We start from the raw sequence: 25,381 nt of genomic DNA on the forward strand, positions 1-25,381 counted from the left end.
CAGGCCTCGCGCAGCCCTGCACGGCCCCTTCCTACAGACGTGGCGCGGGGGCGGTGCTACAAATTGGTAACCCAAGATTGCATTGATCACACGCCCCGCGCGTGTTCCCTGGAGCCCACCACCCATGCCCGCCGCACCCCGCCTCAAGATTGGCCTGTCCGCCTGCTTTCAACACGCCGACCCCGCCCGCCCGTTGTTCACTGGCAAGACGCTGCAGTACGTCGAGCAGTCCATCGCCCACTGGCTCATGTCGGCCGGTGCCATGGTGGTGATGGTGCCCTGCCCCACGGGCGAGACGGCACGCGGTGACGTGACGCTGGACCACTATGCCGAGTGGCTGGACGGCATCGTGATGCACGGTGGCGCCGACGTGTGGCCGGGCAACTATGGCGAGGAGCCCCTGCGCGAAGAGTGGGTGGGCGACCGCGTGCGCGACCTGTACGACCTGGCCGTGGTGAAGGCCTTTGCCCAGGTGGGCAAGCCCATCTTTGGCGTGTGCCGGGGCCTGCAGCTCATCAACGTGGCCTTTGGCGGCGCGCTGTACCAGGACATCGAGACCCAGCACCCCGGTGCGCAGCAGCACCGCAACGCCAGCACCTACGACCAGCACTTTCACGACATCCACATCCTGCCCGACTCGCACTTGGCCACGCTGTACCCCAACACGCCACGCGCTCGGGTCAACAGCATTCACCACCAGGGCATCAAACGCGTGGCGCCCGAGTTTGTGGTCGAGGCCCTGAGCGAGCCCGACGGCGTGCCCGAGGCGATTCGCCTCAAGCCCGCGCCGGGGCGCGGCTACATCGCCGCCACGCAATGGCACCCGGAGTTCCACAAGCAGGGTTCAGACACGCTGGACGACACGGCCATCCTGAATGACTTTCTGGCGGCGTGCGAACAGGCCAAGGCCCACCCACGGCCGGTGCTGCGCCCCGCGCCTTCGTTGCGGGAACGGGCGGCGCGGCGGCTGCGAAAGGCGCTGTCACGGCAGCGCGACTGACCCTGCGGGTCAGGCTCCTTCCACAGGCAACACAGCGGCCAAGACCTCTTGCAGCTGCGCCCGCAGCCAGCGGTGTGCCGCGTCTTGCTGGTAGCGCACATGCCAGATCAGGTACATGGGCAGACTGGGGCAGGCCACGGGCACCGGCACGCCCGCCAGCGCGGCCAACGCGGTGCGCCCCATCAGCGACGGCGCTGTAGTGAGCAGCGAGGTGCCCCGCACAAACGCGGGCAGCGCGGCAAAGCCCGGCACGCGCACGACCAGGCGGCGGCGCACGCCACGTGCTTCCAGTTGCCGGTCCAGTTCCAGCCCCCGGTGCGCCTCGTAAGCCACCGTGGCGTGGTCCGCCGCCAGGTACTCCGCCTCTGAGGCCGGAGCGTTGCGCACGGCCGGGTCATAGAACACGCGGTATTGGTCTTCAAACAGACGCTTCTGCACGATGTCGGTGCCCTCGGGCGGGCGGGGGCTGATGACCAGTTGGCACGCGTCAGACCGCAGCAGCTCGGCACTGGGCGCGCCGCTGGGCACGATGCGCAGCGTGACGCCCGGTGCGGCAGTGCGCAGGCGCGCGGCCAGCGCGGGCAAAAGCAGGTCGCGCTGAAAGTCGTTGGCGGCGATGGTCAGCTCGGTCTGCCAGGCGCTCGGGTCAAACTCGGCCCCTTGGGCAAACCGCTGCATCTGGTGCAGCATGTCACGCGCGGGCTGGGCCAGGGCCTCGGCCCGGGCGGTGGGCACGATGCCGCGCCCGCGCTTGACGAACAGCGGGTCGCCGGTGATGGCGCGCAGCTTGTCGAGCAGGTGGCTCACGGCCGACTGGGTGACGCCCAGTCGCTCGGCCGCTGCGGTGATGCTGCCGGTTTCCAACACGGCCAGCAGCAGCTTCAGCAGGTGGCCGTCCAGCGCTGATCCATCGAAATTGCTCATGCATTCGATGATGTTTTGAGGCTTCATCTTTGGCAATGGCATCGCGACACTGCGGGCTGACTTACATCAAGCCCCGGAGACTTCCATGCCTTCCCCACTGCCCCCGATCCCCGGCACCACGCCGTTCGATGGCGACCAGGCCCGCAAGGGCTATGCGCTGAACAAGATGTGCTTTTCGTTCAACGACGAGGCCAACCGCAAGGCTTTTCTGGCCGACGAAGAGGCGTACATGAAGCAATACGGCCTGAACGAGCAGCAGGCCGCCGCCATCCGCGCCAAGAACGTGTTGCAGCTGATTGCCGCGGGCGGCAACGCCTATTACCTGGCCAAGTTCGCGGGCATCTTCAAGCTGGACATGCAGGACATCGGCGCGCAGCAGACGGGCATGACCAAAGACGAATTCAAGGCCATGCTGGTCGCAGCGGGCAAATAAGGAGACAAACCCATGGCACAACTCATCGGCGGCCTCGGCACCTCGCACATCCCGGCCATTGGCAACGCCATCCACAAGGGCCTGCAAAACGATCCGTACTGGAAGCCCTTCTTCGACGGCTTTCCGCCCATCCGCCAGTGGCTGGGAGAGAAGCAGCCCGACGTGGTGGTGATGTTCTACAACGACCACGGCCTGAACTTCTTTCTCGACAAGATGCCCACCTTTGCCGTGGGTGCGGCGGCGCAATACAACAACGCCGACGAAGGCTGGGGCATCCCCACGCTGCCGCCCTTCCCGGGCGAGGTGGACCTGTCGTGGCACCTCATCAACACGCTGGTCGACCAGGAATTTGACGTGACCACCTGCCAGGAGATGCTGGTGGACCACGCCTGCACGCTGCCGCTCAAGCTCTTCTGGCCCGAAGGCGATTGCCCGGTGACGGTGGTGCCGGTGTGCATCAACACCGTGCAGTTTCCGCTGCCATCGGCCAAGCGCTGCTACGCGCTGGGCAAGGCCGTGGGCCAGGCGATCCAGAGCTGGGACAGCGACAAGAAAGTGGCGGTGATTGCGTCGGGCGGCCTCAGCCACCAGCTCGATGGCGAGCGCGCGGGCTTTATCAACAAGGCGTTTGACCTGCAGTTCATCGAGAGCCTGACCAGCAACCCCGAATGGGCCACGCAGTTCAGCGTGCACGAGCTGGTGGAAAAGACCGGCACCCAGGGCGTGGAGCTGCTGATGTGGCTGGCCATGCGGGGCGCCTTGGCCACTGCGAGTGCGGGAGTGCGCCGGGTGCACAGCAACTACCACATCCCGATCTCGAACACGGCGACCGCAGTCATGGCACTGGAAACGGTCTGACCCCGTCGAGTTAAAGCTTTTTTGGCTGCCTGCGCCTATCCATCATGCGCAAGCAGCTATCAATTCAGGAGTATTGACCTCCGCCAGCTTTCCCACAGGCTGGCGTCAGGCATTGTATTTACTGTAAATTCATACAGTGAATTTACAGTCCAAACTCGCCATCCTGGCCGACGCCGCCAAGTACGACGCCTCGTGCGCATCCAGCGGTGCTGCGCCGCGCAACTCGGTGGGCGGGCGCGGCATGGGGTCCACCGAAGGCATGGGCATCTGCCACAGCTATGCGCCGGACGGGCGCTGCATCTCGCTGCTCAAGATTCTGCTCACCAACTTCTGCCAGTACGACTGCCTGTACTGCGTGAACCGCTTGACCAGCAACGTGCCCCGCGCGCGCTTCACGGTCGATGAAGTGGTACAGCTCACGCTGGACTTTTACCGCCGCAATTGCATCGAGGGGCTGTTCCTGTCCAGCGGCATCATCCAGAGCCCGGACTACACGATGGAGCAGGTGGTGGAGGTGGCCCGCGTGCTGCGCGAAGAGCACGACTTTCGCGGCTACATCCATCTGAAGACCATTCCCGATGCAGCGCCGGAGCTGATGGAGCGCGCAGGCCGCTATGCGGACCGCCTGTCCATCAACATCGAACTGCCCACCGCCGAAGGCCTGAAAGCGCTGGCGCCCGAGAAAAGCAGCGCCGCCATCGACCGATCCATGGCCCGCATGGCGGTGCACATCGGCCAGTCGCGCGCCGCGCGCAAGGAGCAGGCCGCGCAGGCCATCGTGTCCATGCCGCAAGCGCGCACCACGCGCCGGGCCAGCGCGCCGCTGTTTGCGCCCGGCGGGCAAAGCACGCAGATGATCGTGGGGGCCGATGCCACCAGCGACCGCACCATCCTCGCCACCAGCGCCCGGCTGTATGGCGTGCACCGGCTGCGGCGCGTGTACTACTCGGCCTTCAGCCCCATCCCCGACGCGGCCCGCGCCCTGCCACTGGCCGCGCCACCCACGGTGCGCGAGCACCGGCTGTACCAGGCCGACTGGCTGATGCGCTTTTACGGTTTCACCCACGACGAGATCGTGCCGCCCAGCCAAGGCAACCCAGGCAGCCAGGCCGGCATGCTGGCGCTGGACATGGACCCCAAGCTGGCCTGGGCGCTGGCGCACCGCGAGCGTTTTCCGGTCAACCTCAACACCGCCCCGCGCGAACTGCTGCTGCGCGTGCCCGGCTTTGGCGTGCAGACGGTGGACCGCCTGCTGGCCGCGCGCCGCGTGCGCCGCCTGCGGCATGCGGACCTGGCGCGGCTGCATGTGCCGCTGAAGAAAGTGCTGCCCTTTGTGGAGGCGGCCGACTACCGCCCCGGCCGTGCGCTGGACGCTGCCGACCTCGCCGCGCAGTTGACGCCGCCGCCGGTGCAGCGCAGCCTGTTTTGAGCTGGAGAGGCCCGCATGCAGCGCCACACCATCACGCTGGACCACGCCACCGACTGGCAAGGTTTCCGCACGGCTGCACGCGCCCTGGTGCAAGCCAACGTGCCCCCGCAGGCGGTGGACTGGCGCTGCCAGGCGGATGCCGCTGAAGACCTGTTCGCGCCCGAGCCTGCTGCCAGCCACACCTTGCCCAGCCCAGCCCCCGATGCGCCGCCGCTGCGCGTACCGCCCGATTTTGTGCACCTGTGCGAGCAGCTCATCCTGCACCGCGACCCCGCCCGCTTTGCGCTGATGTACCGCCTGCTGTGGCGCATGGCGCAAGGCGACAATGAAGCCGAAGCCGCGCGGCACGACCCGCTGGACGCCGACCGCATGTTGGCCCACCACATGGTCCGCAGCGTGCGGCGGGACATCCACAAGATGCACGCCTTTGTGCGCTTTCGGCCCGTGGTGGAACCCGACGGCCAGACCCTGCACATGGCCTGGTTCGAGCCCGACCACTACATCACCGTGGCCAACGCGGGCTTCTTCATCCGCCGCTTCACGCAGATGCGCTGGGCCATCCTCACGCCCGACGCCAGCGTGCGCTGGGACGGCCAGCAGCTGCACACCGGCCCCGGCGCGCAGCGCAGCGACGCGCCGCCGCCCGATGCGGGCGAGGCGCTGTGGCTCACCTACTACCGCCACATCTTCAACCCCGCGCGGCTCAAGCTGGCCATGATGAAGAAGGAGATGCCCACGCGCTACTGGCACAACCTGCCCGAGGCCGCGCTCATCACCGAGCTGGCGCAGACAGCGCACGAGCGCAGCGCCAAGATGGTGGAGGCCGAGGCCACCGTGCCGCGCAGGCGCATCGCGGGGACAACGGCACCCCGTGCGCGGCCCGCTGGTGGTGCCCCACTCAGTCCAGCGCCGCCTCGCGCATTACCCGGAACTGAGGGGCCGACACCGGCGGTGTCCAGCGCCACGGCAGCACCTGCGGCCGCCACAGGGCGCGCAACACCGTGAGCCGCAGCACACGCTGTGCGCCGGGCCAGGCAGTACGCGCTGCGCGGTCCCACAGCACCTCGGCCTGCGCGGCAATGTGCAGCAAGCCGCCCTCTTCATAGTCCACCACCAGCAAGCCTGCCAGCGGGTGCAGCGCAAGGTTGCCCAGGGTGTTGAAGAACTGGTTGCCAGGGTAGTCCGGCAGGCTCAGCACCACGCCGGCCTCCGTGTGCGCCACCTGCACAAAGCCTGGCTCGCCGCCCCGGTGCGATACATCCACGCCTTCGCTGTGCCCGGCACCAGGGCGTGGCGCCGAGGCACTGGCAATGAACAGGGTGTCGGCACGCTGCACGCGCGCAATGGCGTCGGCGTCCAGTCCGGCGCCCAGCCACTGCACCGGGCCCGGAGCGGCCAGCGCAGCGCGCAGGCCTGGCTGCCGCGCCTGGATGTATTTGGGGCAGTTGCCAAAGCTCTGCACCACCTGCACGTCCAGGCCGCTATCGCCAAACGCTGCCACCCGCCCGTTCATGCGGTTGCGCCGCCGCGTGTGCGGCTCCAGCCCCAGCACGCCCACGGCCGCGCCAGGCGCCAGGTGTGTGAGCACCGGGTCCTGGGAATCCGGCGCGGTCGCGATCTCCATGCGCTGCGCATCGGGGGTGTGCACAAACCCAGGTGGGCCAGCGAGCATCGTGGCCCACGGCTGGCCTTGTTCATCCAGCGTCCCCAGCAGCAAGGTGGGCAGCTTTTCAAACAGCTCACGGTGCTGGTCCGGCATGTGATCGCGCAGCACCATCGCACCCACGGCCGCCATGCGCTCGCGCACGCCCACGCGTGCCTGCAAGGCCTGCTCACCGGGGTGGAATGCCTCGGGCGGCACCGGCACCACAACCGATGCAGCGGGCACGGTGGCTGTCATGCCGCCACCTGCTCGGCAGCGGGCAGCTGGTCGGCCAGCACCGGGTAGCCCGGCAAGGCCTGCATGCGCGCCACCCAGGCCGCAATGCGCGGGTAGGCATCCAGCGGCAGCCCCGCCAGGTGGGCCTGCGAGGTGTAGCTGACCATGGCCACATCGGCCAGGCTGGGTGCTGAGCCCCCTAGCAACCAGGCACGCCCCTGCAGTTCGTCCTCCATGAAGGCGAGCAGGCGCTTGCCGGTGGCCTGCGCTACCTCGTTCACGGCACGGCCCGTCAACGTCGCAAAGCGCGGCCCCCCGATGCCCGGCGCCAGAAAGCCCGCCGCCAGGCTGAGCCAGCGCTGTAACTGCGCCTGCCCCACGGCGTCTTGTGGCAGCCAGGCACTGCCGGGGGCGTAGCGCTGCACCAGGTACACCAGGATGCCGTTGCTGTCGCACAGCACCTGGCCTGCGTCTACCAGCACGGGCACCTGGCCCAGCGGGTTGAGCGCGAGGAACTCCGCGCGCTGGTGTTCGCCGCGCAGCAGGTTCACATCGATCAGCACATAGGGCAAGCCGAGCAGGGACAGCATCAGCTCCACGCGATGGCAATGGCCCGAGATGGGCATGCGGTACAGCTGGAGCGGGGTGGTGGGGAACATGGTGAAGCCTCGTCGGTGGGTAAGTGAAAAGATGGATCGACGATAGCTATTGCAAACTGCGATGTGAATAACCAATCACCGCTTTTCATAATTGCGGAATCCGCAATAATGGCTCGCATGGACTACCTCGACACCCTGCGCTGTTTTGTGGCCGTGGCGGACGCTGGCGGCTTTGCCGTGGCGGGCCGGCGGCTGGGCTGCTCCGCCACGGCTGTCACGCGCGCCATTGCGGCGCTGGAGGCGCGGCTGGGTGTGCTGCTGTTCCAGCGCAGTACGCGTTTGGTGCGGCTGACCGAGGCGGGCGAGCGCTTCTTGCACGACTGCCGCCCCCTCTTGAACGACCTGCACGAGGCCGAGCAGGCAGCCAGCGGTGCACAGGCCGAGGCCCAGGGGCTGCTGTCCATCACCGCACCGCAGATGTTCGGCATCCAGCACGTGGCGCCCATCGTGCAGGGCTTCTTGCACGCCCAGCCGCGTGTGCAGGTGCGCACGCTGTTCGTCAACCGCCTGGTGCACTTGCTTGATGAGGGCATGGACGTGGCCATCCGCATCGCGCACCTGCCTGACTCCGGCCTCACTGCCGTGCAAGTGGGTGCGCTGCGCCGCCTGGTGGTGGCGTCTCCCGCCTACCTGGCGCAACACGGCGAGCCCCGGCACCCCCACGAGCTTGCCGCGCACCGCGCCATCGGCTTCTCATTCGATGCGCGGGCCGTGGCGCCCTGGAAGTTCAAGGACGGCGCCACGGGCCAGCCGCAGTTTGCGTGGATCAGCAACAGCAACGAGGTGGACATCGCCGCTGCCGAAGCAGGCCTGGGCCTCACGCGCTGCCTGGCCTACCAGGCCGCCGCCAGCCTGCGCGCGGGGCGGCTGCGCATCGTGCTGGCCGAGCACGAACTACCGCCCGTGCCCGTGCACATCGTCTACCCCGCCGGGCGGCGCGCACCGGCCAAGGTGCGCGCGTTTGTGGAGTTTGCGCGCGAGCGGCTGGCGGCAGAGCCGGTGCTGCGCGGGCGTGGGCTGGTGCGCGGCGGTGCGCAGTGACAGGCCATACTTCGATTATTTTTGGCCTCTAGCGCTTATCTATCAAGCGCCGGCAGCTATCAATTTTGAAGTTTTTGCGAGGCGACGTTGTTCAACTGGGATGGGACCGCCGCCCGCTCTTTCACCATGACACGGAACACGCCGCCCGGAGCGGCGGCCGCATCTGGAATACTTGCGCCCTGTGGACACGAGATGTGCGAACGCGCCCGTCACTCACCCATTCAGCGGCCATCCGCTGGAACCCAGCGAACGCAATGACCCGCCGCCCGCCATCCAAGAACGAAAGAAACGAGACAGCACCATGAGCATCTTCGACCGGCTTCTGGGCAGTGTGCGCAAACCGACGGGGAAGCCCGAAGCCCCCGCCGTCCCACCAGCGGCACCCGTGGAACGCCGCCAGCGCAAACGCGTCAACGCCCGTAAGGGCACCACAGTGCTGATCATTGACGACTCGCCGACTGTTGTGGCCGTGCTGCGCAAGGCACTTCGATCTGCAGGCTATGACACCCGCGAGGCGCTCGACGCCGAGCAGGGCCTCGCCCTGATCGCAGAGGAAGCGCCCGAACTGATCTTCCTCGACATCATCCTGCCGGGCATGAACGGGTTCAACGCGCTGCGCGCGATCCGCAAATTGCCCGCTTCGCAGCACATCCCCGTGATCATGATCAGCGGCAACGAGCATGCCACCGAGCAGTTCTACGCCAACCGTATCGGCGCAGACGACTTCATGAAGAAGCCGTTCTCGCGCCACGAGATCTTTGCCCGCATCGAGGCGCTGCTCGACGAGCAGTTCGTCCCCCGGCGCAAGGTGGACGCCGCGCCAACGTCCTCGCCCACTGCGGCCGCTCCAGCCACGCCCACCGCGCCCTGAGATGCAGGCCGATCACGCCGCCTTCTCAACCGCGATCACATGAACAACCCTCCAGGGTCTCAAGCTGCAGGTGGTGCACAGACGCGCAGCGCCGCCGCCGTGGCCTGCAGGATCTCGTCCGAAAAGTCCGGATCGTCCACCGCGCGCGCCAGCACCATGGCGCCGACCATGCTCGCGTAGTCGGCCAGCGCGCGCTGGCGTTTGGCCGCCTTGGTGCGGCCGGGCATCAGCGTAGCCAGGGCGTCCACCTGTTTTTGCACCCCATCGGTCACGGCCTGCCGCACGGCGGGGCCCTGGCGCGCGGCGTCGCTGCCCAGCGCGGCCAGCAGGCAGCCGTGGCCGGGCGCGTCGCGATGTCTGGCTGACAGGTAGGCAGATTCCACCGCTCCCAGCGGGTCTTTCCCGTTGTGTGCAGCGTCGCGCGCCAGCGCAGCCCAAGCGGTGTGCAGCTTGCCCAGCGCGCGTTCGGTGGCCTGCGCCATGAGGTCGTCCTTGGATGCAAAGTGGCCATAGAAGCCACCGTGCGTCAGCCCCGCGCTCTTCATGAGGTCGGCCACGCCAATGCCATCGAAACCTTTCTCACGGAACAGCTGCGCGGCCGTCTCCAGGATGCGCTCGCGGTTTTCTGCCATCTGTTCCTTGCTGACTTTCATCGCATTCCCCTTGTTTGCTGCGCTGCCTGAAATCACCTGCTTGACATTTTAAATGATGATCGTCATATAATTCAAACATGATGATCGTCATGTAAAACATCTTTCGCCTTTTTCTGTTTTCTTCAGGAGCCTTTCATGTCCACTGCTGCATCCCATTCATCCCGCACCTCTATGCCCTCCCTGGGCACTGCTGTTGTCACCGGCGCATCGTCCGGCATAGGGGCGGTGTATGCCGACCGCCTGGCCCGGCGCGGCTATGACCTGGTGCTGGTGGCCCGCGACGCTGCACGCCTGACGCTTCTGGCCGACCGCCTGGCCCGCGAGACCGGCGTGCACACCGAGGTGCTGCAGGCCGACCTGACAAACCCCGCCGACCGGGCCCGCGTGGAGCAGCGCCTGCAGTCGGACGCCAGCATCACCTTGCTGCTCAACAACGCAGGCATGGCCGTGAGCGGCACGTTCCTCGAGTCCGACATCGATGCGGTGGAACGCATGATTGCGCTAAATGTGGTGGCGCCCACGCGGCTTGCAGCGGCCGTGACCAAGGGGTTTGCAGCACGCAAGGCGGGCACGCTGATCAACATCGCATCGGTGCTGGCGCTGGTGCCCGAGATGTTCAGCGGCACCTATAGCGGCACCAAGGCCTATGTGCTCAACCTCTCCAAGTCACTGCAGGCCGAACTGGGCCGCCACGGCGTGCGCGTGCAGGCTGTGCTGCCGGGCGCTACACGCACGGAGATCTGGGACCGCGCGGGCACGCCCATCGCCCACCTGCCGCAAGAGATGCTGATGGATGTGGACACCATGGTGGACGCAGCGCTGGCAGGCCTGGACCAGGGTGAAGAGGTGACCATCCCGTCGCTAGAAGCCGTGCATGAATGGACCGCACTGGAAGACGCCCGCCGCGCGCTGGGCCCCTTCCTGTCGCTGCGCGACCCGGCACGCCGCTACCTGGCTGCCGCTGTCGCCTAACCCGCAACCCACCCCACCAAATGTCACCCCCGAAAGGCATCCCCATGAAAGCCCTGATCACCGCCTATGCCCGCTCGCCCTTTCACTTTGCGCGCAAGGGCGCGCTGGCCGGCATGCGCCCTGACACCCTGGCCGCACAGGTGGTCTCCGGCCTGCTGCAGCGCACCGGCATTGACCCCTCCACACTCGAAGACGTGATCGCCGGCTGCGCCTACCCCGAGGCGGCGCAGGGCAACAATATCGCGCGCATCGTGTCGCTGCTCGCGGGCCTGCCGCAGGAGCTGGGCGGAATGACGGTCAACCGCTTCTGCGGCTCGTCCATGTCAGCCATCCACATCGCCGCCGCGCAGATCGAGGCAGGCCTGGGCGAGGCATACCTGTGCATCGGCGTCGAGTCGATGACCATGGTGCCGCAGGGCGGCTTCAACTTCTCGCCCCACCCCGCGCTGTACGAACACAGCGACGCCTACATCAGCATGGGCGAGACGGCCGAGAACGTGGCGCAACGCTACGCGGTGACGCGCGCCGACCAGGAGGCGCTGGCCGTGGCATCGCACCGCAAGGCGGCCACCGCGCGCGATGCAGGCCGCCTGCAGGCCGAGATCGTGCCGATCACGCTGGCATCCGGCGACATGGTGGGGCAGGACGGATGCATCCGTCCCGGCACCACGCCCGAAGCCCTGGCCGCGTTGCGCCCCGCGTTCAGGGACGATGGCGTGGTCACCGCAGGCACCTCATCGCCATTGACCGACGGCGCCGTGGCCGTGCTGGTCACCACCGAAGCGTACGCCACCCGCCATGGCTTGGCGCCCCTGGCCCGCATCCTGGCCATGGCGACTGCGGGCGTGGACCCCGCCTACATGGGCATGGGCCCGGTGCCCGCCACGCGCAAGGCACTTGCGCGCGCAGGCATTGCGGCGCAGGACCTGGATGTGGTGGAAATCAACGAAGCGTTTGGATCACAGGCCCTGGCCTGCATCCGCGAACTGGGCCTGCGCGAGGACGCGATCAACCTGGACGGTGGCGGCCTGGCCATCGGCCATCCGCTGGGCGCCACAGGTGCGCGCATCACCGGCAAGGCGGCGGCGCTGCTGCAGCGGGAGAAGGGCCGCTATGCGCTGGCAACGCAGTGCATAGGCGGCGGGCAGGGGATTGCGACGGTGCTGGGGGCCGTGTAGCAATCTTTCGTGATCAGTGCTGGTGGCCGTGTGCCCCGTGCACATGGCGGTGTGCAATTTCTTCAGCACTGGCAGCGCGCACTTCGGTGACCTTGCAGCTGAACTTCAGCGCCTGCCCGGCCAGCGGGTGGTTGCCGTCCAGGTGCACTTCGGGGCCCTTGATCTTGACGACGTTGAACAGGGCGGGCTGGCCGTCAGTGCCCATGCCCTGCAGCTGGCCGCCCACCTTCACGCCCGGGGGGAACTCGGTCTTGGGGATGGTGCGCACCAGGCTTTCGTCGCGGGCGCCGAAGGCGTCTTCCACGGCCAGGTCCAGCGCGGTGGTGAAGCCGACGGCCTGGCCTTCGAGGGCGGCTTCGACCTTGGGGAAGATGTTTTCATAGCCGCCGTGCAGGTATGACAGGCTGCCCGCGTCCAGCGGCTTGCCCTGCGGTGTAGTGACCTTGTACGTGATGGTGACGGCGGTGTCTTTGGTGATGTTGGTGGCCATGGTGGTATCTGCTTGCGCTAAAAGCGTGCATTGTCCACGAGGCGCCCGGTGGCCGCCGGGCACCTCGGGGGCGGGGCGCGCCGCCCCGGCTTACGCGCCAGCCGTCGCCTCTGCCGGCCGCTCTTCTTCCGCCTGCCCCGGATACCGCGCAAACCGCCGTGCCTCGGTGCCATGCACCGGGTCCTGCTGGGCCCAAGGCCACCCGCCGAACTGGGTGCGGCGGTAGTCGTTCATGGCCTGCATGATCTCCGCCTGCGTGTTCATCACAAACGGGCCGTACTGCGCCACGGGCTCGCCAATGGGGCGGCCCTGCAGCACCAGGCATTCGACGGCGGTGGTACCGGTGTTGGTCAGGGTCCAGTCCTCGGTGGCCCGCACCTGCAGCGCGGCGTGGCGGTCCACGTCTTGCGGGCCGACGCGCAGGCTGTCGCCCACAAAGAAGTACAGCATGCGCTGCGTGGTCTCACCCTTCGCCGCAGGCAGTGTCCATTCAGCACCGGGCTCCAGGTGCAGCGTCCAGATGGCGACGTCGCCTTCGGGCTGGGAGGCCCAGGATTCGGGCGGCGGCGACAGCGGATCGGGCGCGCCGGGCAGCGCACCGGCCACCACCGTCACCGTGGTGGCGCGGCCTGCAGCGTCGTGGTGCACCAGGCGCGGGATGCGCTCGTTCCACAGCATGGTGAAGTGCGGCGCCACCATCTTGTTCTTGGCAGGAAGGTTCAGCCAGATCTGAAAGAGTTCGAGCGGGTTGGGCTCGGTGGCGTTGAGCAGCGGGAACATCTCGGAATGCACGATGCCCTTGCCGGCCGTGACCCACTGCACGTCGCCGCCACCAAAACGCGCCGCCGCGCCCAGCGAATCGGAATGGTCGATGAGGCCCTTGCGCACCAGCGTCACCGTCTCAAAACCCCGGTGCGGGTGGCCCGGAAAGCCCGGCACGGTGTCGCCGTGGTACATGCTCCAGCCGTCCTTGCCGCTGAAGTCGCTGCCGATCTGGCGGTCTTCAATCGGCACGGCCGGGCCGAACGCGGCGTTGCCTGCGGGGTAGGCATCGTCATGGTGGGCGCAGAAAAGAAACGGGTCGAGCGTGGGCCACTGCGGACCGAGCAGCTGGGCGCGCACGATGGGCACCAGGGCGGTGCTTGCTGCAGCAGGTGTGGACAACGACATACGGGGGCTCCTCATGTTGTGCACCGCCACGATCGGGCGGTATGCCTGTGGAATATGGAGCCTATGGTGCCTGAGCAGAAGTGCTGTGGGTGGAACAGTGCGATGCGGCGGGCAGGACAGTGGGGGCTTTGCACCGCGTGCTCTTACAGAACACCCAGGGATGACCTGCATAACTCCCTGCGGTCTGTGATAGCGCGGCCTCGGGCGGGTTGTGCAGGACAACCCTAGCCAAATCCGGCCCTGGCGCTTGTCCACCAAACACCGATTGCTATCAGTTTCGACGGCTGATCAAGCCTTCACCTCCACCACCTGCTCGAAACCGCCGAAGATCATGCGTTTGCCATCAAAGGGCATGGGCGGGTTGCCGGGTTGGGACGGGTCCATGCGCGGGTCTTCCATCATCTTTTTCATGCCCGCGTCGCGCGTGGCTTTGTCGGGCCACTCGACCCACGAAAAGGCCACCGTCTCCTCGGCCGTGGCCTGGACCGCGTGGCGGAAATCGGTGACTTTGCCGTCGGGGACGTCGTCGCCCCAACCTTCGATCACACGGATCGCGCCCAGCTCGATGAACATCGCGTCGAAATGGCGCGCGTGCTCAATGAACTTCTGCTTGTTGGCGGTGGGGACCGCGATCACGAAACCATCGATGTAGGACATAGCTTGACTCCTGTGAGGTTGACCATGGGATGCGCCCGCCTGTGGGCGCCACGTATTCGTTCGGCGGACGCGGACCGGGGCTCGCCCCATCACTTGCGCCGGTACGTTGCCTGCATCATCTGCGACCAGCTGCCATCCGGCTGCAGACTGAACGATGTCAAGGTGCGTTCGTTTGCGCTCACCAGCGTGATCACGTCGCGGTAGCGGGCGGTCTTGCCGTCGTCCTTGAAGCTCGGGCCTTCGGTCTCCAGGGTCAGCACCTTCTGGCCGGCATCGAGCGTGCCTTCGTACACGAACATGTGGGTCATCATCGAGCCCACCCAGGTGCCGCGAAACACGCTCTTCTCGGGGTCGTAGCCCAGCGTCATCAGCATGTGGGCTTCGCCCCCGCCGGGCATGGTGCCCGTGCCTTCGCACAGTACCCACAGGTCGCCCAGGGCGCGCACATGCTCGGAGCCGGTGGATTGCTCTTGAGCGGGCGCGCCGGATTCGCCGGGTGGAGCGTCGCAGTTGGCGTCGCTGGTCCAGTCGCCAATCAGCTGCTGCAACCAGCGGTGCATGGCGTGGGGTTCGGCATTCATCATTTCGGTCTCCTTGGTGGTTGGGGTTTGGCAATTCAGTCAACCTGGGGGGTCGATCCCGTCAATCACGGTCTGGCGCCCCGAGCGGAAAGTAGTGGCGGTAGGGGCGGCCGCCCTCCACGGCTTGCGCAAATGAGGGTCGCGCCAGCAGTCGCGCGCGGTAGGCGCGCAGCAGGGGGTAGCTGGCGGCAATGGGGTGCGTCCAATCGGCATAGAACAGCGCGGGCGCCGCTGCGCAGTCGGCCAACGTGAAGCCGTCGCCCGCAGCCCAGGTGCGGCGGGCCCATTCGCCTTCCAGCCATGCATAGGCCTTCTCCAGCTTGTCAGCGGCCCAGGCCACGCCGTCAACGCGCTTGGCGGGGTCGCCAGTCAACGCAGCGTTCACCGCGTGCTGGACGGGCGCCATCACGTGCAGGTCAAAGAAGCGGTCCATGAAGCGCACCTGCAACGCCGCTGCAGGGTCGGCCGGTATCAGCTGCACGGGCCCCGGGTGGGCCATCTGCAGGTGCTCGATCACGATGCTGCTCTCCACCACCGTGTGATCGCCATCCACCAGAAGCGGAAACTTTGCCAACGGCCAGCGGCGCAGCCATTCGGGCGCATGGTTGCCCGGCGCAGCGGGGTCGAGATTGCGCAATTCAAAGGGAGTCCCGTTTTCATACAGCGCAGTCAGCACCTTCTGGGTGTACGACGAGAAAGGGTGTCCATAGAGGGCGAGCATGGCCGTACCTGTGTTGGGGCTCTGGTGCGCTTCGCTCATTCGGGCGCCACCACCATCCACGGCACGCCGAAGCGGTCGGCCACCATGCCGAAGGCCTGCGAGAAGAAGGTCTTGGCCAGCGGCATCTGCACCTGGCCACCGTCGGCCAGCGCATTGAACAGGCGCTGGGCCTCCGCTTCGCTCGCAGGGCTCAGCGCCAGCGAGATGCCCTGGAAGCTGGCCTTGCCCGACCCCATGCCGTCCGATGCCATCAGCGTCGTCTCGCCCACGGTGAATTCGGCGTGCATGACCATCTCGGGCGTGGGGCCTGGGCCGCTGCCGTCGGCGCAACCCTGTCCTACAGCGGGCTCGGGGTTGTCCTTGTAGCGCATGAGGGTGCCGACCTTGGCGCCCAGGGCACTGCGGTAGAAGTCCAGCGCTTCCTCGCAACGGCCTTCAAACATCAGGTAGGACTCGACTTTCATGGGGTCTCCTTGCAAACCAGGCCGTTCATCGCATGAAGGCCTGAGAGGGTCATAAAAAAGAAAGTGTCCACCTCATTGTGAACACCGTCCACAAACAATAGCAAAGATAATGGACAGTGTCCACATCCAAGTCCGCCATGCCCGTAACCAATCGCAACGCCCCCGCCGCTAGCACTGCCAAGACTGCCAGCGCAGGCCCCGCCCCGCGCGCCACCTACCGCCATGGCGACCTGCGGCGCGCGCTGCTGGACGCCGGTGTCGAGCTGGCCCGACAGGGTGGCCCCGACGCTGTGGTGCTGCGCGAGGCCACACGCCGCGCGGGGGTGGCGCCCAACGCGGCCTATCGCCACTTTGCCAACCGCGACGATTTGCTGGCCGCCGTGCGCGCCGCCGCCGTGGCCGCTGCCGCGCACTTCATGGAGGCCGAACTGGCCCAGGTACCCACCACCGGCACCCGCACCGAACAGGCCCACGCCAAGGTGCGCGCCGTGGGCGCAGGCTACATGCGGTTTGCGCATGCCGAAACAGGCCTGTTCCGCACCGCGTTCGGAGGCCGCTTCACCGTGCAGACCCATCCCGACCCGGCCATGGGCGGCGCTACGGGCCTCAATCCTTTTCAGCACCTGAGCGCCGCGCTGGATGACCTGGTCACCGCTGGCGCCCTGCCAGCCGAGCGCCGCCCCGGCGCGGAGTACCTGGCATGGTCCACCGTGCACGGTATGGCGCTGCTCAGCATCGACGGGCCACTGCGCGGCACGCCGCAGCCCCTGCTGGACGGGCTGGGGCAGCGGCTGCTGGACATGGTGGAGCGGGGGATCTAAGAGCGGCTCACAAAACTCAGCGCAGCGGCCCTGGCTAGGCGTTCCGTCGCAGGCAGTACAAGCGGTACGACAAGACGGAACAACGACGCCAGGGGAGTTTTGTGAGCCGCTCTAAACCCGCGCCGGATGGCAGGTGCAATGCCCACGTCGCCACAGGCCCGCCAAGTGCGCCCCCTGCACAGCCTGGCGCCACGCCCACTGCGCGTACACCGTCGTGCGGGTGCCAAAAAACCCGCTCAGCAACACGCTGGGGGTGTGGTTCACCACTTCATGCCACCAGCGCGCGGGCACATAGAGCACGTCCCCGGGCTCCAGGTCCACCACCCAGGCGTCGCCTGCAACAACACCTCGGTCCACCACGGCATCAGCATTCAGTGAAGCCAGGGCCGCCCAGCGGTCATGCTTGGCGGCAACGGCACCCAGCCGCTCCACCGCCCCGGGGCGCAGCAGATAAAAGCGCTTGCGCCCCACCAATTGCACGGCAAGGTTGTCGAGGTAGTCGTGGTGCAAGCCCGTTCTGGCCCCTGCGGGGCCGATCCAGGTCTGGGCATCGTGCAGTGCCCCGGGCGGAAACAGCTCTTGCGGACGCACATCGGCGCGCAGCGTGGGAAAGGCACCCAGAAGATTGAACTCCTTGAGGTACAGCGGCGCTTCGCCGGCGGTGGCGGGGCCTTGCAGGGACTGGAGATAAGCGCCCAGAGTGGAAGACTGGAACACGGTGGCGCCCAGCTCGCGGTTGCCCTGCACCAGCCGCACGGGCATGTCGGGGGCCAGCGCCCCCAGGCGCTCCCAGGTCCACTGCGCCACTGCGGGCCAATGGGCCGCGCGCTGGCGCAACACACAGGGCTCGCGGCGGCCGACGGCCTCGGCCACGGAAACTGCCTGCGCGCCCAATGGCTCCCACGCGCTTTCATGGTCTGCCATCACAGCCCCCTGGCCATGCAGCGTTGCATCCCCCGCAACCAGGGCAGTGGCACATGGCGCCACAGCGGCGCCAGGGACGACAACGGGATGCGCCCCCGCACCACCACCCCGTAGTCCAGCGACGCGGCATGCGGAAAGTAGTCTGGCTTGCAGGCCACGATGGTCTTGAAGCCCTTTTGCCAGTAGTAGCGCAGCTGCGGGTCTTGCGGCATGCCCCGGCGGGTGGCGTAGACGTACGACTCCACCGGGGCATGGGTCTCGCTCCTGCGCCAGCGGGCCAGGCCCGGCACGGGCGAGCCCAGGTAAATCTGGCGCCAGCCAGCCTTCAGCGCACGCGGCCAGAAGAACGCAAAGATCGCCTCCACCCCTTGCGGGCTGACGCTGCTCAGACTGATGCCAAACAGGTCACGGCTGGGCTGTGCCCCGTCCTGGCTTCCAACCTCCGCGCAATCGGCCCAGGTGCGGGCGCTTTGCAACTGTGCCGCTGAAATGGGCTTGAGGAACAGCGAGGCCAGCGCCTCGCCCGTGCGCGGGCAGAACGCCCCCATGCACAGCTGTGGGTGGGCCGCGATGCGTTGCGCCATGGCCTGCGCGCTGGCGGCCTGGTCGTCGCTCCACTTCCGGTGCTCCAGCACCAGCAGGCGGGGAATGTCGTGGGCCTGCAGCGGGCGCACTTCGATGCGGGTCTTCTCTGCGTTTCGGCCCGCGTGCGGCGCTGGCACCAGGCGGTGCAGCGGCAGCCCGTAGCCCAGCCACCCCACCGCCATGCGGGCCAGGCCCATGCCCTGCCGCAGCACAAACTCCGCCGCAGACCGGACACCACCCCCCCAGGTCAACCGGCCCTGCGCGCGATCAGTCTGAAAGAAGTCCCAGGTGTGGCGCGCCACATCGCCCAGCAATATCAGGGACGCCAGCACATACAGCCCCAAACGGCGCCCATAGCCCACCTGGCCCACCTCATTGAGAAGGCGCAGCGCCACGCCATGGTGCGCCACCTCTTCTTCGCAGTGCCAGCGCCACAGGCTGGACTGGCGGGACGCGTTGTGAACCAGCCAACCCTCGCCGCGCAGTGCCTGGCGCGAGATCAGCGCTGTCAGGTATTCCAGCGCCGCCGCCAGGGCCAGGCGCTCCTTCCAGGCCAGCGCCTGCTCCAGGCCCTGCACGGCGCGCCCGATGCGCGCCTCCAGGGCCACGGCGTTATAGCCCTGGGCCGCCAACTGCGTGTTGTACAAGCGGTGCGCGCGCTGGTGGGCGCGCTCCTCGCGCACGAACTGGGCCACATCTTCCTGCAAGGGTGCCCCTTCGGGCAGGCGCGTGGCAGCGTCTTCCATCGCCCGGATCACAAACTGCTCCCCGGAGGGCAGCAGCAGCGAAAACGCATTGAACAAATACGAACGAAAGGGGGTCTGGTTCCAGAACCGCTCGGACGCCCCCGACACCACCATCACTGTTTGCATCACCGCAGGCCATTGTTAAAGCCTGTCGAAGGTAGTGGGGGCACGTGTCGCGCATGTGACACCCCCAACACCACCCAACCGGCAGGGCGGCTGCAGTGGCAGGGCACGGTCTGCGGTGAAGTGCCTGCTCAGTTTTAGAAGATTTTTAGGCCCTAGCGCTTATCTACATTGCGCAAACAGCTACAACTTTAATAGCAATTCCCTACAACCCAGATCACGGCAATCCATACAGGCGCGCCGTGGCCACCACCCGCTCCATGAGCGCGCGGCGCAACGCCGCAGGCCGCAGCACCTCCACCTGCGGAGACAGCCGCATGAGTTGCCCGCAGGCGTGTTCCACCGACTCAATGGGAATGGTCACGGCCACGCGCCCATCCTTGCGGCGGGGCGGCGGGGCCGCAGCCACCGCGCGGGCCACGGCGCTGCTGAGCGCGCGCAGGCCCTTGAGCCCGGCCGGTGTGGCCAGCAACGCCGCCTCGCCGGTGTAGATCCCTGCTTCAAAACGCTGGATCGACTGCGCCCAATAGCTGGCCAGGTCAAACCGCGCCGGGCGGCGCACGGGTGTGGCCAGCGCCGTGGCAGCCCGGATGTTCGACACGCGGTAGGTGCGCGGTCCGCCTTCTGCCGTACCCGCAGGCCCTGCCACCAGGTACCAGACACCCGCCTTGAGCACCAGCCCCAGCGGGCTCACCGTACGCTCCACCGTGTCGGCCCAGCTCTCGTAGCGCATCGCGATCTGGTGACCGTTCCACACCGCAGCGGCCACGGTGGGCAGGTGGGGCGTGGGGTCGCTCTCGCGGTACCAGTCCACCGGGTCCAGGTGCAGGCGGGTGCTCACGCGTTGGGCGTCTTCGCGCCACGAAGCGGGCAGCGACGACAAAAGCTTCAGCCGCGCGCCTTCCACATCGCCGCCCAGCCCCAGATCCTGCGCGGGCCCGGGCAGGCCGCTCAAGAACACGGCCTGCGCCTCGGAAGGCGTGAGCCCGGTGAGCGTGGTCTTCCAGCCTGGCAGCAGCGCAAAGCCACCGTTGCGCCCGCGCTCGGCATAGATGGGCACACCGGCCGCGCTGAGCTGGTCCACATCGCGGTACAGCGTGCGCATCGAGACCTCCAGTGCCTCGGCCAGCGCCTGCGCACTCATGCGGCCCTGGGTTTCGAGCAGCATTTGAAGGGAAAGCAGGCGGCTGGCGCGCATGGGCAGGCGGTTGTGCGGGGTAACTGGGGGTAATCGGGCAAAGACAAAAGATAGCGCAAATACCTGCCATGGGTTGGCAGGTATTGCGGCGCAGACTCCGATCATGAGCTTGTCTTACCCCCGCAAACCCGGAGCCCGCATGCCCACCGCCGACCTTCACCCCATCGTCGAACTGCGCCAATACACCCTGCACCCAGGGCAGCGCGACGCACTGATCGACCTCTTCGACCGCGAGTTCGTTGAAACACAGGAGGCCCATGGCATGCGCGTGCTGGGCCAGTTCCGCGACCTCGATCAGCCCGACCTGTTTGTCTGGCTGCGCGGCTTTGCCGACATGGACTCACGCCGCCGCGCGCTCGAAGCCTTCTACGGCGGCCCCGTGTGGGCGGCGCACCGCGCTGCCGCCAACGCCACCATGATCGACTCTGACAACGTGCTGCTGCTACGCCCCGCGTGGCCCGGGGCGGCGTCCACGTTGCCGCAACACGCCCGGCCCGCGCCGGGCGCCACAGGCACTGCGGCGGGTGTGCTGGACGCCACCGTGTTCTATCTGCACGAGCCCGCCACCCCGGCCTTGCTGGACTATTGCCGCCACCGCATGGCCCCCACGCTGCAGCGCGGCGGCGCGCGCCAGGTGGCGTGGTACAGCACCGAAGCCAGCCCCAACACCTTTCCCCGCCTGCCGGTGCGCGCGGGCGAGCATGTGCTGCTGGGGCTGGCGCTGTTTGGCGATGCAGCGGCGCTGCAGTCCTTTGCCAACAGCGGCGCCTGGGCGCAGGACGTAGCCCCGGGCCTTGCCCCCTGGCTGGCCCGGGCGCCCGAGACGCACCGGCTGCAGCCCACAGCGCGCTCGGCGTTGCATGCCTGATCGCAAAGGAGAAGAGCCCATGTCCACACCCGCCTCCCTGCTGCTGTACGGCGCCGCAGGTTCCGGCCACTCGTACAAGGTTCGGTCGCTGCTTTTACTGACTGCCACCCCGCACCGCTACCAGCCCATTGCGCTCGATACGCCCCGGGCCGAGCGCCCCGCAGACTTTGTGGCCGCCAGCCACTTCGGTGAAGTGCCGGTCCTCGTCGATGGCGGCACCGCCTATTGCCAATCCAATGCCATCCTGCTCCATCTGGCGCAGCGCACCCGCGCCTTCTGCGGCGCTGCGGCGGAAGGGAGCGCCATCCTGGAATGGCTTTTCTGGGAGACGAACCGCATTGGCTTCAGCGTGCCCAACCTGCGCTTTGCACTGCGGTGTGTGCCACAGCCCGCCGAGGTTCTGGCCTACCTGCGCGCACGCGCCATGGCAGACCTTGCCACGCTGAACGAAACACTCGCAAGCTCGGCGTTCCTGGTGCCCTCCGGCCCCACCATCGCAGACCTCGCCTGCTCTGCGTATCTCTTCTGGCTGCCCGAGGCGGGCCTGGCCAAAGAGGACTTCCCCCATGTGTCGCGCTGGCTGGACTCCCTGCGCGCGCTGCCCGGCTGGGTTCATCCCAACGAGGCCATGGCGTCGCCCTGATCTCGTTCTGATCCGTCTCCCCTCACGCAACCCCATCACCCCATCACCGAACACCATGCAAGACAACACCACAACCCCGGCCACCGGCCACCACGCCGCCGGCGACTTCGACTTCCTCATGGGCTCCTGGCACATCCGCAACACGCGCCTGATGCACCGGCTTCAGGGCTGCAACGACTGGGAGGTGTTCGACGCCACCGGCACCGCGCGGCCGCTGCCCGGCGGCATCGGCAACTACGACGACTTCATCCCCGCCACCTGGAAGCCCGGCTTTGTGGGCATGGCGCTGCGCGTGTTCAGCCCTGAGGCACAGCGCTGGAGCATCTACTGGCTGGACAACACCACCGGCGGCGTGGACGCGGCCACCGGGCTGCTGCATCCGCCCGTGGTGGGCGGGTTTCGCGATAGCGTGGGCATCTTCGAAGGCCAGGCGAACTTCGATGGCCGCCCCGTGCGCGTGCGCTTCGAGTGGTCGCAGATGCACACCGGCGCACCGCGCTGGCAGCAGGCTTTTTCGGACGACGGTGGGGCCACCTGGGAAGTCAACTGGGTGATGGAGTTTGCGCGGCCGGTGTGAGGCCCTGCACACCATTGCAGGGGTGGGCGGCTGGCAGGGCATCCGCCATTCCATCCAACCACACCATCGCCACCGATTGAGAGCAAAAATAGCATCCAGCGCTTATCCTATAAGCACTAAAAGCTATTAAATCAGGAGCTTCTATCCAGCAGACAGCGCCTGGGCCTGCTCACGCTCCTGCACCGGAAAATCCGTGGACGCCGCTACGGCCCGCCACTGCGCGGTCTCTTGCGCCACGAAGGCATGCGTGTCGGCAATGGTCTGCAGCGTGTCGGTGCCCAGTGGCAGGCGCAGCGGCGGCGTGGGGCTGGCCACCAGCTTCATCACGGCCTGGGCCAGGCGCACGGGGTCGCCAGGCTGGTTCAGGTTGATACGGCGCGCAGCCTCGCGCACGGCGCCAGCGCTGGCGGCGTAGTCGTCCAGCACACGTGGCGCCACGGCCAGCGAGGCACCATCAAGGAACTCGGTGCGGAAGTACCCGGGCTGCACCGCCGTGGCATGGATGCCCAGCGGGGCCAGCTCAGCATGCAGCGCCTCGGTCAGGCCTTCCACCGCGAACTTGGTGGCGCAGTACACGCCAAAACCGGCACTGGAGCGCACGCCACCCAGCGACGAGATGTTGATCACGTGCCCTGCGCGGCGCGCGCGCATGGCGGGCAGCACGGCCCGGGTCACATGCAGCAGGCCGAACACGTTGGTGTCGAACAGTCGCAGCACTTCGTCGGCGGTGGATTCCTCCACCGCACCCAGCAACCCGTAGCCCGCGTTGTTGACCAGCACGTCGATGCGGCCAAAGCGCTCCAGCGCGGCGCCCACAGCGTGGCGGGCCTGGGCTTCGTCGGTCACGTCGAGCGCCACAGGCAACAGTGCGTCGCTGGGGCCCAGGCGCTTCTCAATCGACGCGGCATCGCGGGCCGTGGCGACCACAGCGTCGCCCTGGGCGAGCGCCGCCTCGGCAATGCGGGCGCCAATGCCGCGCGAGGCGCCGGTAATCATCCAGACGCGGGGGAAGGAGGAAGGGAGAGCAGTCGAAGCCGTCATGGCGGAAGTCCTTGAAAGGGATTGAAAGCGGGGTTCTGGCAAACGCAACACGCTGAGATGCAGCGGCGCGGCCATGGAGGTGAACTGTAGGCAGACCATTGCCATCGCACTAGCCCATAATCGTTTAATTCATTTACAAGTAAAAATTGCCAATATCTCGGAACGGACACCATGGCCATCAATGAACTGCGTGCCATTGCCACGTTTGCCAAAGCCGCCGAGCTGGGCAGCCTGCGGCAGGCGGCCTCGGCCCAGGGCATCACCCCGCAGGCCGCCAGCCTGGCGCTGGGGCAGCTCGAATCGCACCTGGGCGTGCGGCTGTTCCACCGCACCACGCGCAGCCTGAGCCTGACCGAGGAGGGGCGCCAGTTTCTGGAGGCCGCGCAGCCAGGCCTCTCGACCCTGCAGCGAGCGGTGCACGGCGCGCGGCGTGGGCGCGAGGAGATTGCGGGGCCGCTGCGCATCGTGGCACCACGCTCCATCATGCTGGAGGTGGTCTGGCCCGTGCTCGACGTGTTCTGCCGCCGCTATCCGCTGGTGGAGCCCGATGTGCAGCTGGACGACCGCATCGGCAATTGGGTGGAGGACCGGGTGGACGTTGGTTTCCGCTCGGGCTACCCGCCCGAGGGCGGCGTGATTGCGCGGCGCCTGATGGCGCTGCAGCTGGTGGTGTGCGCCACGCCGGACTACCTGGCCCGCCATGGCACACCCACCCGCATCGAAGACCTGGCGCAGCACCGCTGCAGCGGGTTTCGCCACCCCACCACCGGCAAGCCCATGCCGTGGGAGTTTCAGGTGGGCGATGACATCGTGGCCCATGCCATACCGCCAGCGTTCTGCGTCAACGACATCGAGCTGGAAGCGCGCGCGGTGCTGGGCGGCCACGCCATCGGCCAGCTTGTCGGCGTGACGGCGGCGCCACTGGTGCGCAGCGGGCAACTGGTGCCCGTGCTGACCGAATTCGTGCCCCAGCACCTGGGCCTGTACGTGTACTACGGCAGCCGGGCGGCGCAGCCAGCCCGCGCGCGCGCCTTTATCGATCTGGCGGTGGAGATGCTGGCCGACAACCCGGCGTTCGGACTGAGCGTGCAGGAGCTGCGGGGCCCGGCTCCAAAGCCCCGGCGGCGCAAAGCATCGGCCACCTGAACGGGCGCAGGCCGCCGATGGCTGCCGTGTGCGCCCGCCGCGTCGGCGCACAGCGTTTTCGCCCGTGAAAGAGGCGATTGCGGGTCATTTGGCAAACAGTCCGTTGCGGAGAAGGGTATTTATCGGTGTGGTCGCACGCCCTACAGTGACTTGACTGCCCGAGAGGGCGGAAGCAACGCACCGGATTCACCCATGACCACCTTCTCTGCCACGGTCCAGACACACATCAAGGCCTCCCCGGCACTGGCGTTCCAGCACATCGCGCCCATTGACCCGCGCGCCCTGTTCACCGGCTACGGGCCTTTGCCCGCAGTGATCGGCACGCGCGACCAGACGGGCGCCTGGGACACGCCGGGGCAGACGCGCACCGTGGCGCTGTCCGACGGCAGCGTGGCCGAAGAAAGGCTCAAGCACTACCACCCGGCGCAGTACTTCAGCTACACCGTCAGCGGCTTCACCGGGGCACTGCGCTGGTTGGCCACCGGGGCCAATGGGGCCTGGTGGTTTGACCCGCAGGCGGGTGGCACGCAGACCACGGTGCGCTGGCGCCACGCGTTTCATCCCCGCTCCAAATGGGCCGCGCCGGTGCTCTGGCTGCTGGCCAACGTGCTGTGGCGCGGCTACATGCGCAAGGCGCTGCGGCTGGCCAAGATGCAGATAGAGACCCCACTGCGTGCGCCCGGAGGCCCAGCGATTTCAGCCTGAGGCGGCCCTCATCCGACCCGACGA

General features: G+C 67.5%; 29 protein-coding genes. 15 read left to right on the plus strand and 14 right to left on the minus strand.

What is annotated here, in order from left to right; all coding sequences use genetic code 11:
* The first annotated feature begins 124 nt into the window (after positions 1-124).
* Positions 125-1,000 carry a gamma-glutamyl-gamma-aminobutyrate hydrolase family protein gene (locus ACT89O_RS23215; RefSeq protein ID WP_487261314.1) on the plus strand — a complete coding sequence of 292 codons (876 nt, stop codon included), beginning with the start codon at positions 125-127 and terminating at the stop codon, positions 998-1,000.
* A 9-nt stretch (positions 1,001-1,009) separates the two neighbouring features.
* On the opposite strand, the gene ACT89O_RS23220 is transcribed toward ACT89O_RS23215, so the two are convergent.
* On the minus strand, positions 1,010-1,951 hold the full coding sequence (locus ACT89O_RS23220) for a LysR family transcriptional regulator (protein ID WP_487261315.1): 942 nt from the start codon (positions 1,949-1,951) through the stop codon (positions 1,010-1,012).
* Between the two features lie 58 nt (positions 1,952-2,009).
* Here ACT89O_RS23220 and ACT89O_RS23225 point away from each other — a divergent pair, with 58 nt between their 5' ends.
* From ACT89O_RS23225 to ACT89O_RS23240, 4 genes are all read left to right on the plus strand, one after another.
* Entirely contained in the window at positions 2,010-2,357 is a 348-nt protein-coding gene (locus ACT89O_RS23225; RefSeq protein WP_431151154.1) for a protocatechuate 4,5-dioxygenase subunit alpha, read from the plus strand.
* A 12-nt stretch (positions 2,358-2,369) separates the two neighbouring features.
* Complete coding sequence (locus ACT89O_RS23230) at positions 2,370-3,215, plus strand: class III extradiol dioxygenase family protein (RefSeq protein ID WP_487261316.1); 846 nt, start codon at positions 2,370-2,372, stop codon at positions 3,213-3,215.
* Between the two features lie 136 nt (positions 3,216-3,351).
* The gene (locus ACT89O_RS23235; RefSeq protein WP_487261317.1) at positions 3,352-4,644 is read left to right on the plus strand and encodes a putative DNA modification/repair radical SAM protein; all 1,293 of its coding nucleotides are present in this window, start codon (positions 3,352-3,354) and stop codon (positions 4,642-4,644) included.
* 15 nt (positions 4,645-4,659) lie between these two features.
* Positions 4,660-5,649 carry a TIGR03915 family putative DNA repair protein gene (locus ACT89O_RS23240; protein ID WP_487261318.1) on the plus strand — a complete coding sequence of 330 codons (990 nt, stop codon included), beginning with the start codon at positions 4,660-4,662 and terminating at the stop codon, positions 5,647-5,649.
* On the opposite strand, the gene ACT89O_RS23245 is transcribed toward ACT89O_RS23240, so the two are convergent.
* A complete protein-coding gene (locus ACT89O_RS23245) occupies positions 5,543-6,544 on the minus strand; it encodes a pyridoxamine 5'-phosphate oxidase family protein (protein ID WP_121421528.1) in 1,002 nt (333 codons plus the stop codon). The two genes, ACT89O_RS23240 and ACT89O_RS23245, sit on opposite strands and share 107 nt — an antisense overlap.
* The gene (locus ACT89O_RS23250) at positions 6,541-7,182 is read right to left on the minus strand and encodes a glutathione S-transferase family protein (RefSeq protein WP_487261319.1); all 642 of its coding nucleotides are present in this window, start codon (positions 7,180-7,182) and stop codon (positions 6,541-6,543) included. The genes ACT89O_RS23245 and ACT89O_RS23250 overlap by 4 nt, the downstream gene beginning before the upstream one ends.
* 117 nt (positions 7,183-7,299) lie before the next feature.
* Here ACT89O_RS23250 and ACT89O_RS23255 point away from each other — a divergent pair, with 117 nt between their 5' ends.
* Together ACT89O_RS23255 and ACT89O_RS23260 are read left to right on the plus strand one after the other, a co-directional pair.
* On the plus strand, positions 7,300-8,223 hold the full coding sequence (locus ACT89O_RS23255; RefSeq protein WP_487261320.1) for a LysR family transcriptional regulator: 924 nt from the start codon (positions 7,300-7,302) through the stop codon (positions 8,221-8,223).
* A 301-nt stretch (positions 8,224-8,524) separates the two neighbouring features.
* Complete coding sequence (locus tag ACT89O_RS23260) at positions 8,525-9,094, plus strand: response regulator (protein WP_218300909.1); 570 nt, start codon at positions 8,525-8,527, stop codon at positions 9,092-9,094.
* 59 nt (positions 9,095-9,153) lie between these two features.
* Here ACT89O_RS23260 and ACT89O_RS23265 read toward each other — a convergent pair whose 3' ends face one another.
* A complete protein-coding gene (locus ACT89O_RS23265) occupies positions 9,154-9,747 on the minus strand; it encodes a TetR/AcrR family transcriptional regulator (protein WP_218300908.1) in 594 nt (197 codons plus the stop codon).
* Positions 9,748-9,882: 135 nt separating this feature from the next.
* On the opposite strand from ACT89O_RS23265, the gene ACT89O_RS23270 reads away from it, so the two are divergent.
* Positions 9,883-10,719, plus strand: coding sequence for an SDR family NAD(P)-dependent oxidoreductase (locus tag ACT89O_RS23270; protein ID WP_487261321.1), 837 nt, complete (start codon positions 9,883-9,885; stop codon positions 10,717-10,719).
* 44 nt (positions 10,720-10,763) lie between these two features.
* Positions 10,764-11,897 carry a thiolase family protein gene (locus ACT89O_RS23275; RefSeq protein WP_487261322.1) on the plus strand — a complete coding sequence of 378 codons (1,134 nt, stop codon included), beginning with the start codon at positions 10,764-10,766 and terminating at the stop codon, positions 11,895-11,897.
* A 13-nt stretch (positions 11,898-11,910) separates the two neighbouring features.
* Here ACT89O_RS23275 and ACT89O_RS23280 read toward each other — a convergent pair whose 3' ends face one another.
* The 6 genes from ACT89O_RS23280 to ACT89O_RS23305 form a co-directional block, all read right to left on the minus strand.
* The gene (locus ACT89O_RS23280) at positions 11,911-12,387 is read right to left on the minus strand and encodes an FKBP-type peptidyl-prolyl cis-trans isomerase (RefSeq protein WP_121421535.1); all 477 of its coding nucleotides are present in this window, start codon (positions 12,385-12,387) and stop codon (positions 11,911-11,913) included.
* Between the two features lie 90 nt (positions 12,388-12,477).
* Positions 12,478-13,557, minus strand: coding sequence for a pirin family protein (locus ACT89O_RS23285; RefSeq protein ID WP_487261323.1), 1,080 nt, complete (start codon positions 13,555-13,557; stop codon positions 12,478-12,480).
* 288 nt (positions 13,558-13,845) lie between these two features.
* A complete protein-coding gene (locus ACT89O_RS23290; protein WP_487261324.1) occupies positions 13,846-14,214 on the minus strand; it encodes a DUF1428 domain-containing protein in 369 nt (122 codons plus the stop codon).
* A gap of 89 nt (positions 14,215-14,303) precedes the next feature.
* Positions 14,304-14,798, minus strand: coding sequence for a DUF1579 domain-containing protein (locus tag ACT89O_RS23295; RefSeq protein ID WP_487261325.1), 495 nt, complete (start codon positions 14,796-14,798; stop codon positions 14,304-14,306).
* 58 nt (positions 14,799-14,856) lie between these two features.
* The gene (locus ACT89O_RS23300) at positions 14,857-15,516 is read right to left on the minus strand and encodes a glutathione S-transferase family protein (protein ID WP_487261326.1); all 660 of its coding nucleotides are present in this window, start codon (positions 15,514-15,516) and stop codon (positions 14,857-14,859) included.
* A gap of 35 nt (positions 15,517-15,551) precedes the next feature.
* Positions 15,552-15,980 (minus strand): VOC family protein, encoded by a 429-nt coding sequence (locus ACT89O_RS23305; protein WP_487261327.1) that lies wholly within the window; start codon positions 15,978-15,980, stop codon positions 15,552-15,554.
* Between the two features lie 137 nt (positions 15,981-16,117).
* Between ACT89O_RS23305 and ACT89O_RS23310 the strand changes: the two genes are divergently transcribed.
* The gene (locus ACT89O_RS23310) at positions 16,118-16,801 is read left to right on the plus strand and encodes a TetR/AcrR family transcriptional regulator (RefSeq protein WP_121421539.1); all 684 of its coding nucleotides are present in this window, start codon (positions 16,118-16,120) and stop codon (positions 16,799-16,801) included.
* 111 nt (positions 16,802-16,912) lie between these two features.
* On the opposite strand, the gene ACT89O_RS23315 is transcribed toward ACT89O_RS23310, so the two are convergent.
* The 3 genes from ACT89O_RS23315 to ACT89O_RS23325 form a co-directional block, all read right to left on the minus strand.
* Positions 16,913-17,725, minus strand: a complete 813-nt coding sequence (locus tag ACT89O_RS23315) for a cupin-like domain-containing protein (RefSeq protein ID WP_487261328.1) — start codon at positions 17,723-17,725, stop codon at positions 16,913-16,915.
* The gene (locus tag ACT89O_RS23320; RefSeq protein ID WP_487261329.1) at positions 17,725-19,182 is read right to left on the minus strand and encodes a metal-dependent hydrolase; all 1,458 of its coding nucleotides are present in this window, start codon (positions 19,180-19,182) and stop codon (positions 17,725-17,727) included. The genes ACT89O_RS23315 and ACT89O_RS23320 overlap by 1 nt, the downstream gene beginning before the upstream one ends.
* A gap of 214 nt (positions 19,183-19,396) precedes the next feature.
* Entirely contained in the window at positions 19,397-20,377 is a 981-nt protein-coding gene (locus ACT89O_RS23325; protein WP_487261330.1) for a helix-turn-helix transcriptional regulator, read from the minus strand.
* A 103-nt stretch (positions 20,378-20,480) separates the two neighbouring features.
* Here ACT89O_RS23325 and ACT89O_RS23330 point away from each other — a divergent pair, with 103 nt between their 5' ends.
* The 3 genes from ACT89O_RS23330 to ACT89O_RS23340 are packed head-to-tail and all read left to right on the plus strand — an operon-like array spanning position 20,481 to position 22,465.
* Entirely contained in the window at positions 20,481-21,245 is a 765-nt protein-coding gene (locus ACT89O_RS23330; RefSeq protein WP_487261331.1) for an NIPSNAP family protein, read from the plus strand.
* A 19-nt stretch (positions 21,246-21,264) separates the two neighbouring features.
* Positions 21,265-21,888 (plus strand): glutathione S-transferase family protein, encoded by a 624-nt coding sequence (locus ACT89O_RS23335; RefSeq protein WP_487261332.1) that lies wholly within the window; start codon positions 21,265-21,267, stop codon positions 21,886-21,888.
* Positions 21,889-21,943: 55 nt separating this feature from the next.
* Positions 21,944-22,465, plus strand: a complete 522-nt coding sequence (locus tag ACT89O_RS23340; RefSeq protein ID WP_487261333.1) for a hypothetical protein — start codon at positions 21,944-21,946, stop codon at positions 22,463-22,465.
* A gap of 141 nt (positions 22,466-22,606) precedes the next feature.
* On the opposite strand, the gene ACT89O_RS23345 is transcribed toward ACT89O_RS23340, so the two are convergent.
* A complete protein-coding gene (locus ACT89O_RS23345) occupies positions 22,607-23,506 on the minus strand; it encodes an oxidoreductase (protein WP_487261334.1) in 900 nt (299 codons plus the stop codon).
* A gap of 171 nt (positions 23,507-23,677) precedes the next feature.
* Here ACT89O_RS23345 and ACT89O_RS23350 point away from each other — a divergent pair, with 171 nt between their 5' ends.
* Complete coding sequence (locus ACT89O_RS23350; protein ID WP_487261335.1) at positions 23,678-24,652, plus strand: LysR family transcriptional regulator; 975 nt, start codon at positions 23,678-23,680, stop codon at positions 24,650-24,652.
* 192 nt (positions 24,653-24,844) lie between these two features.
* Complete coding sequence (locus ACT89O_RS23355) at positions 24,845-25,357, plus strand: SRPBCC family protein (protein ID WP_055401106.1); 513 nt, start codon at positions 24,845-24,847, stop codon at positions 25,355-25,357.
* Positions 25,358-25,381 lie beyond the last annotated feature (24 nt).

The organism is Acidovorax sp. NN32, assembly GCF_057597245.1.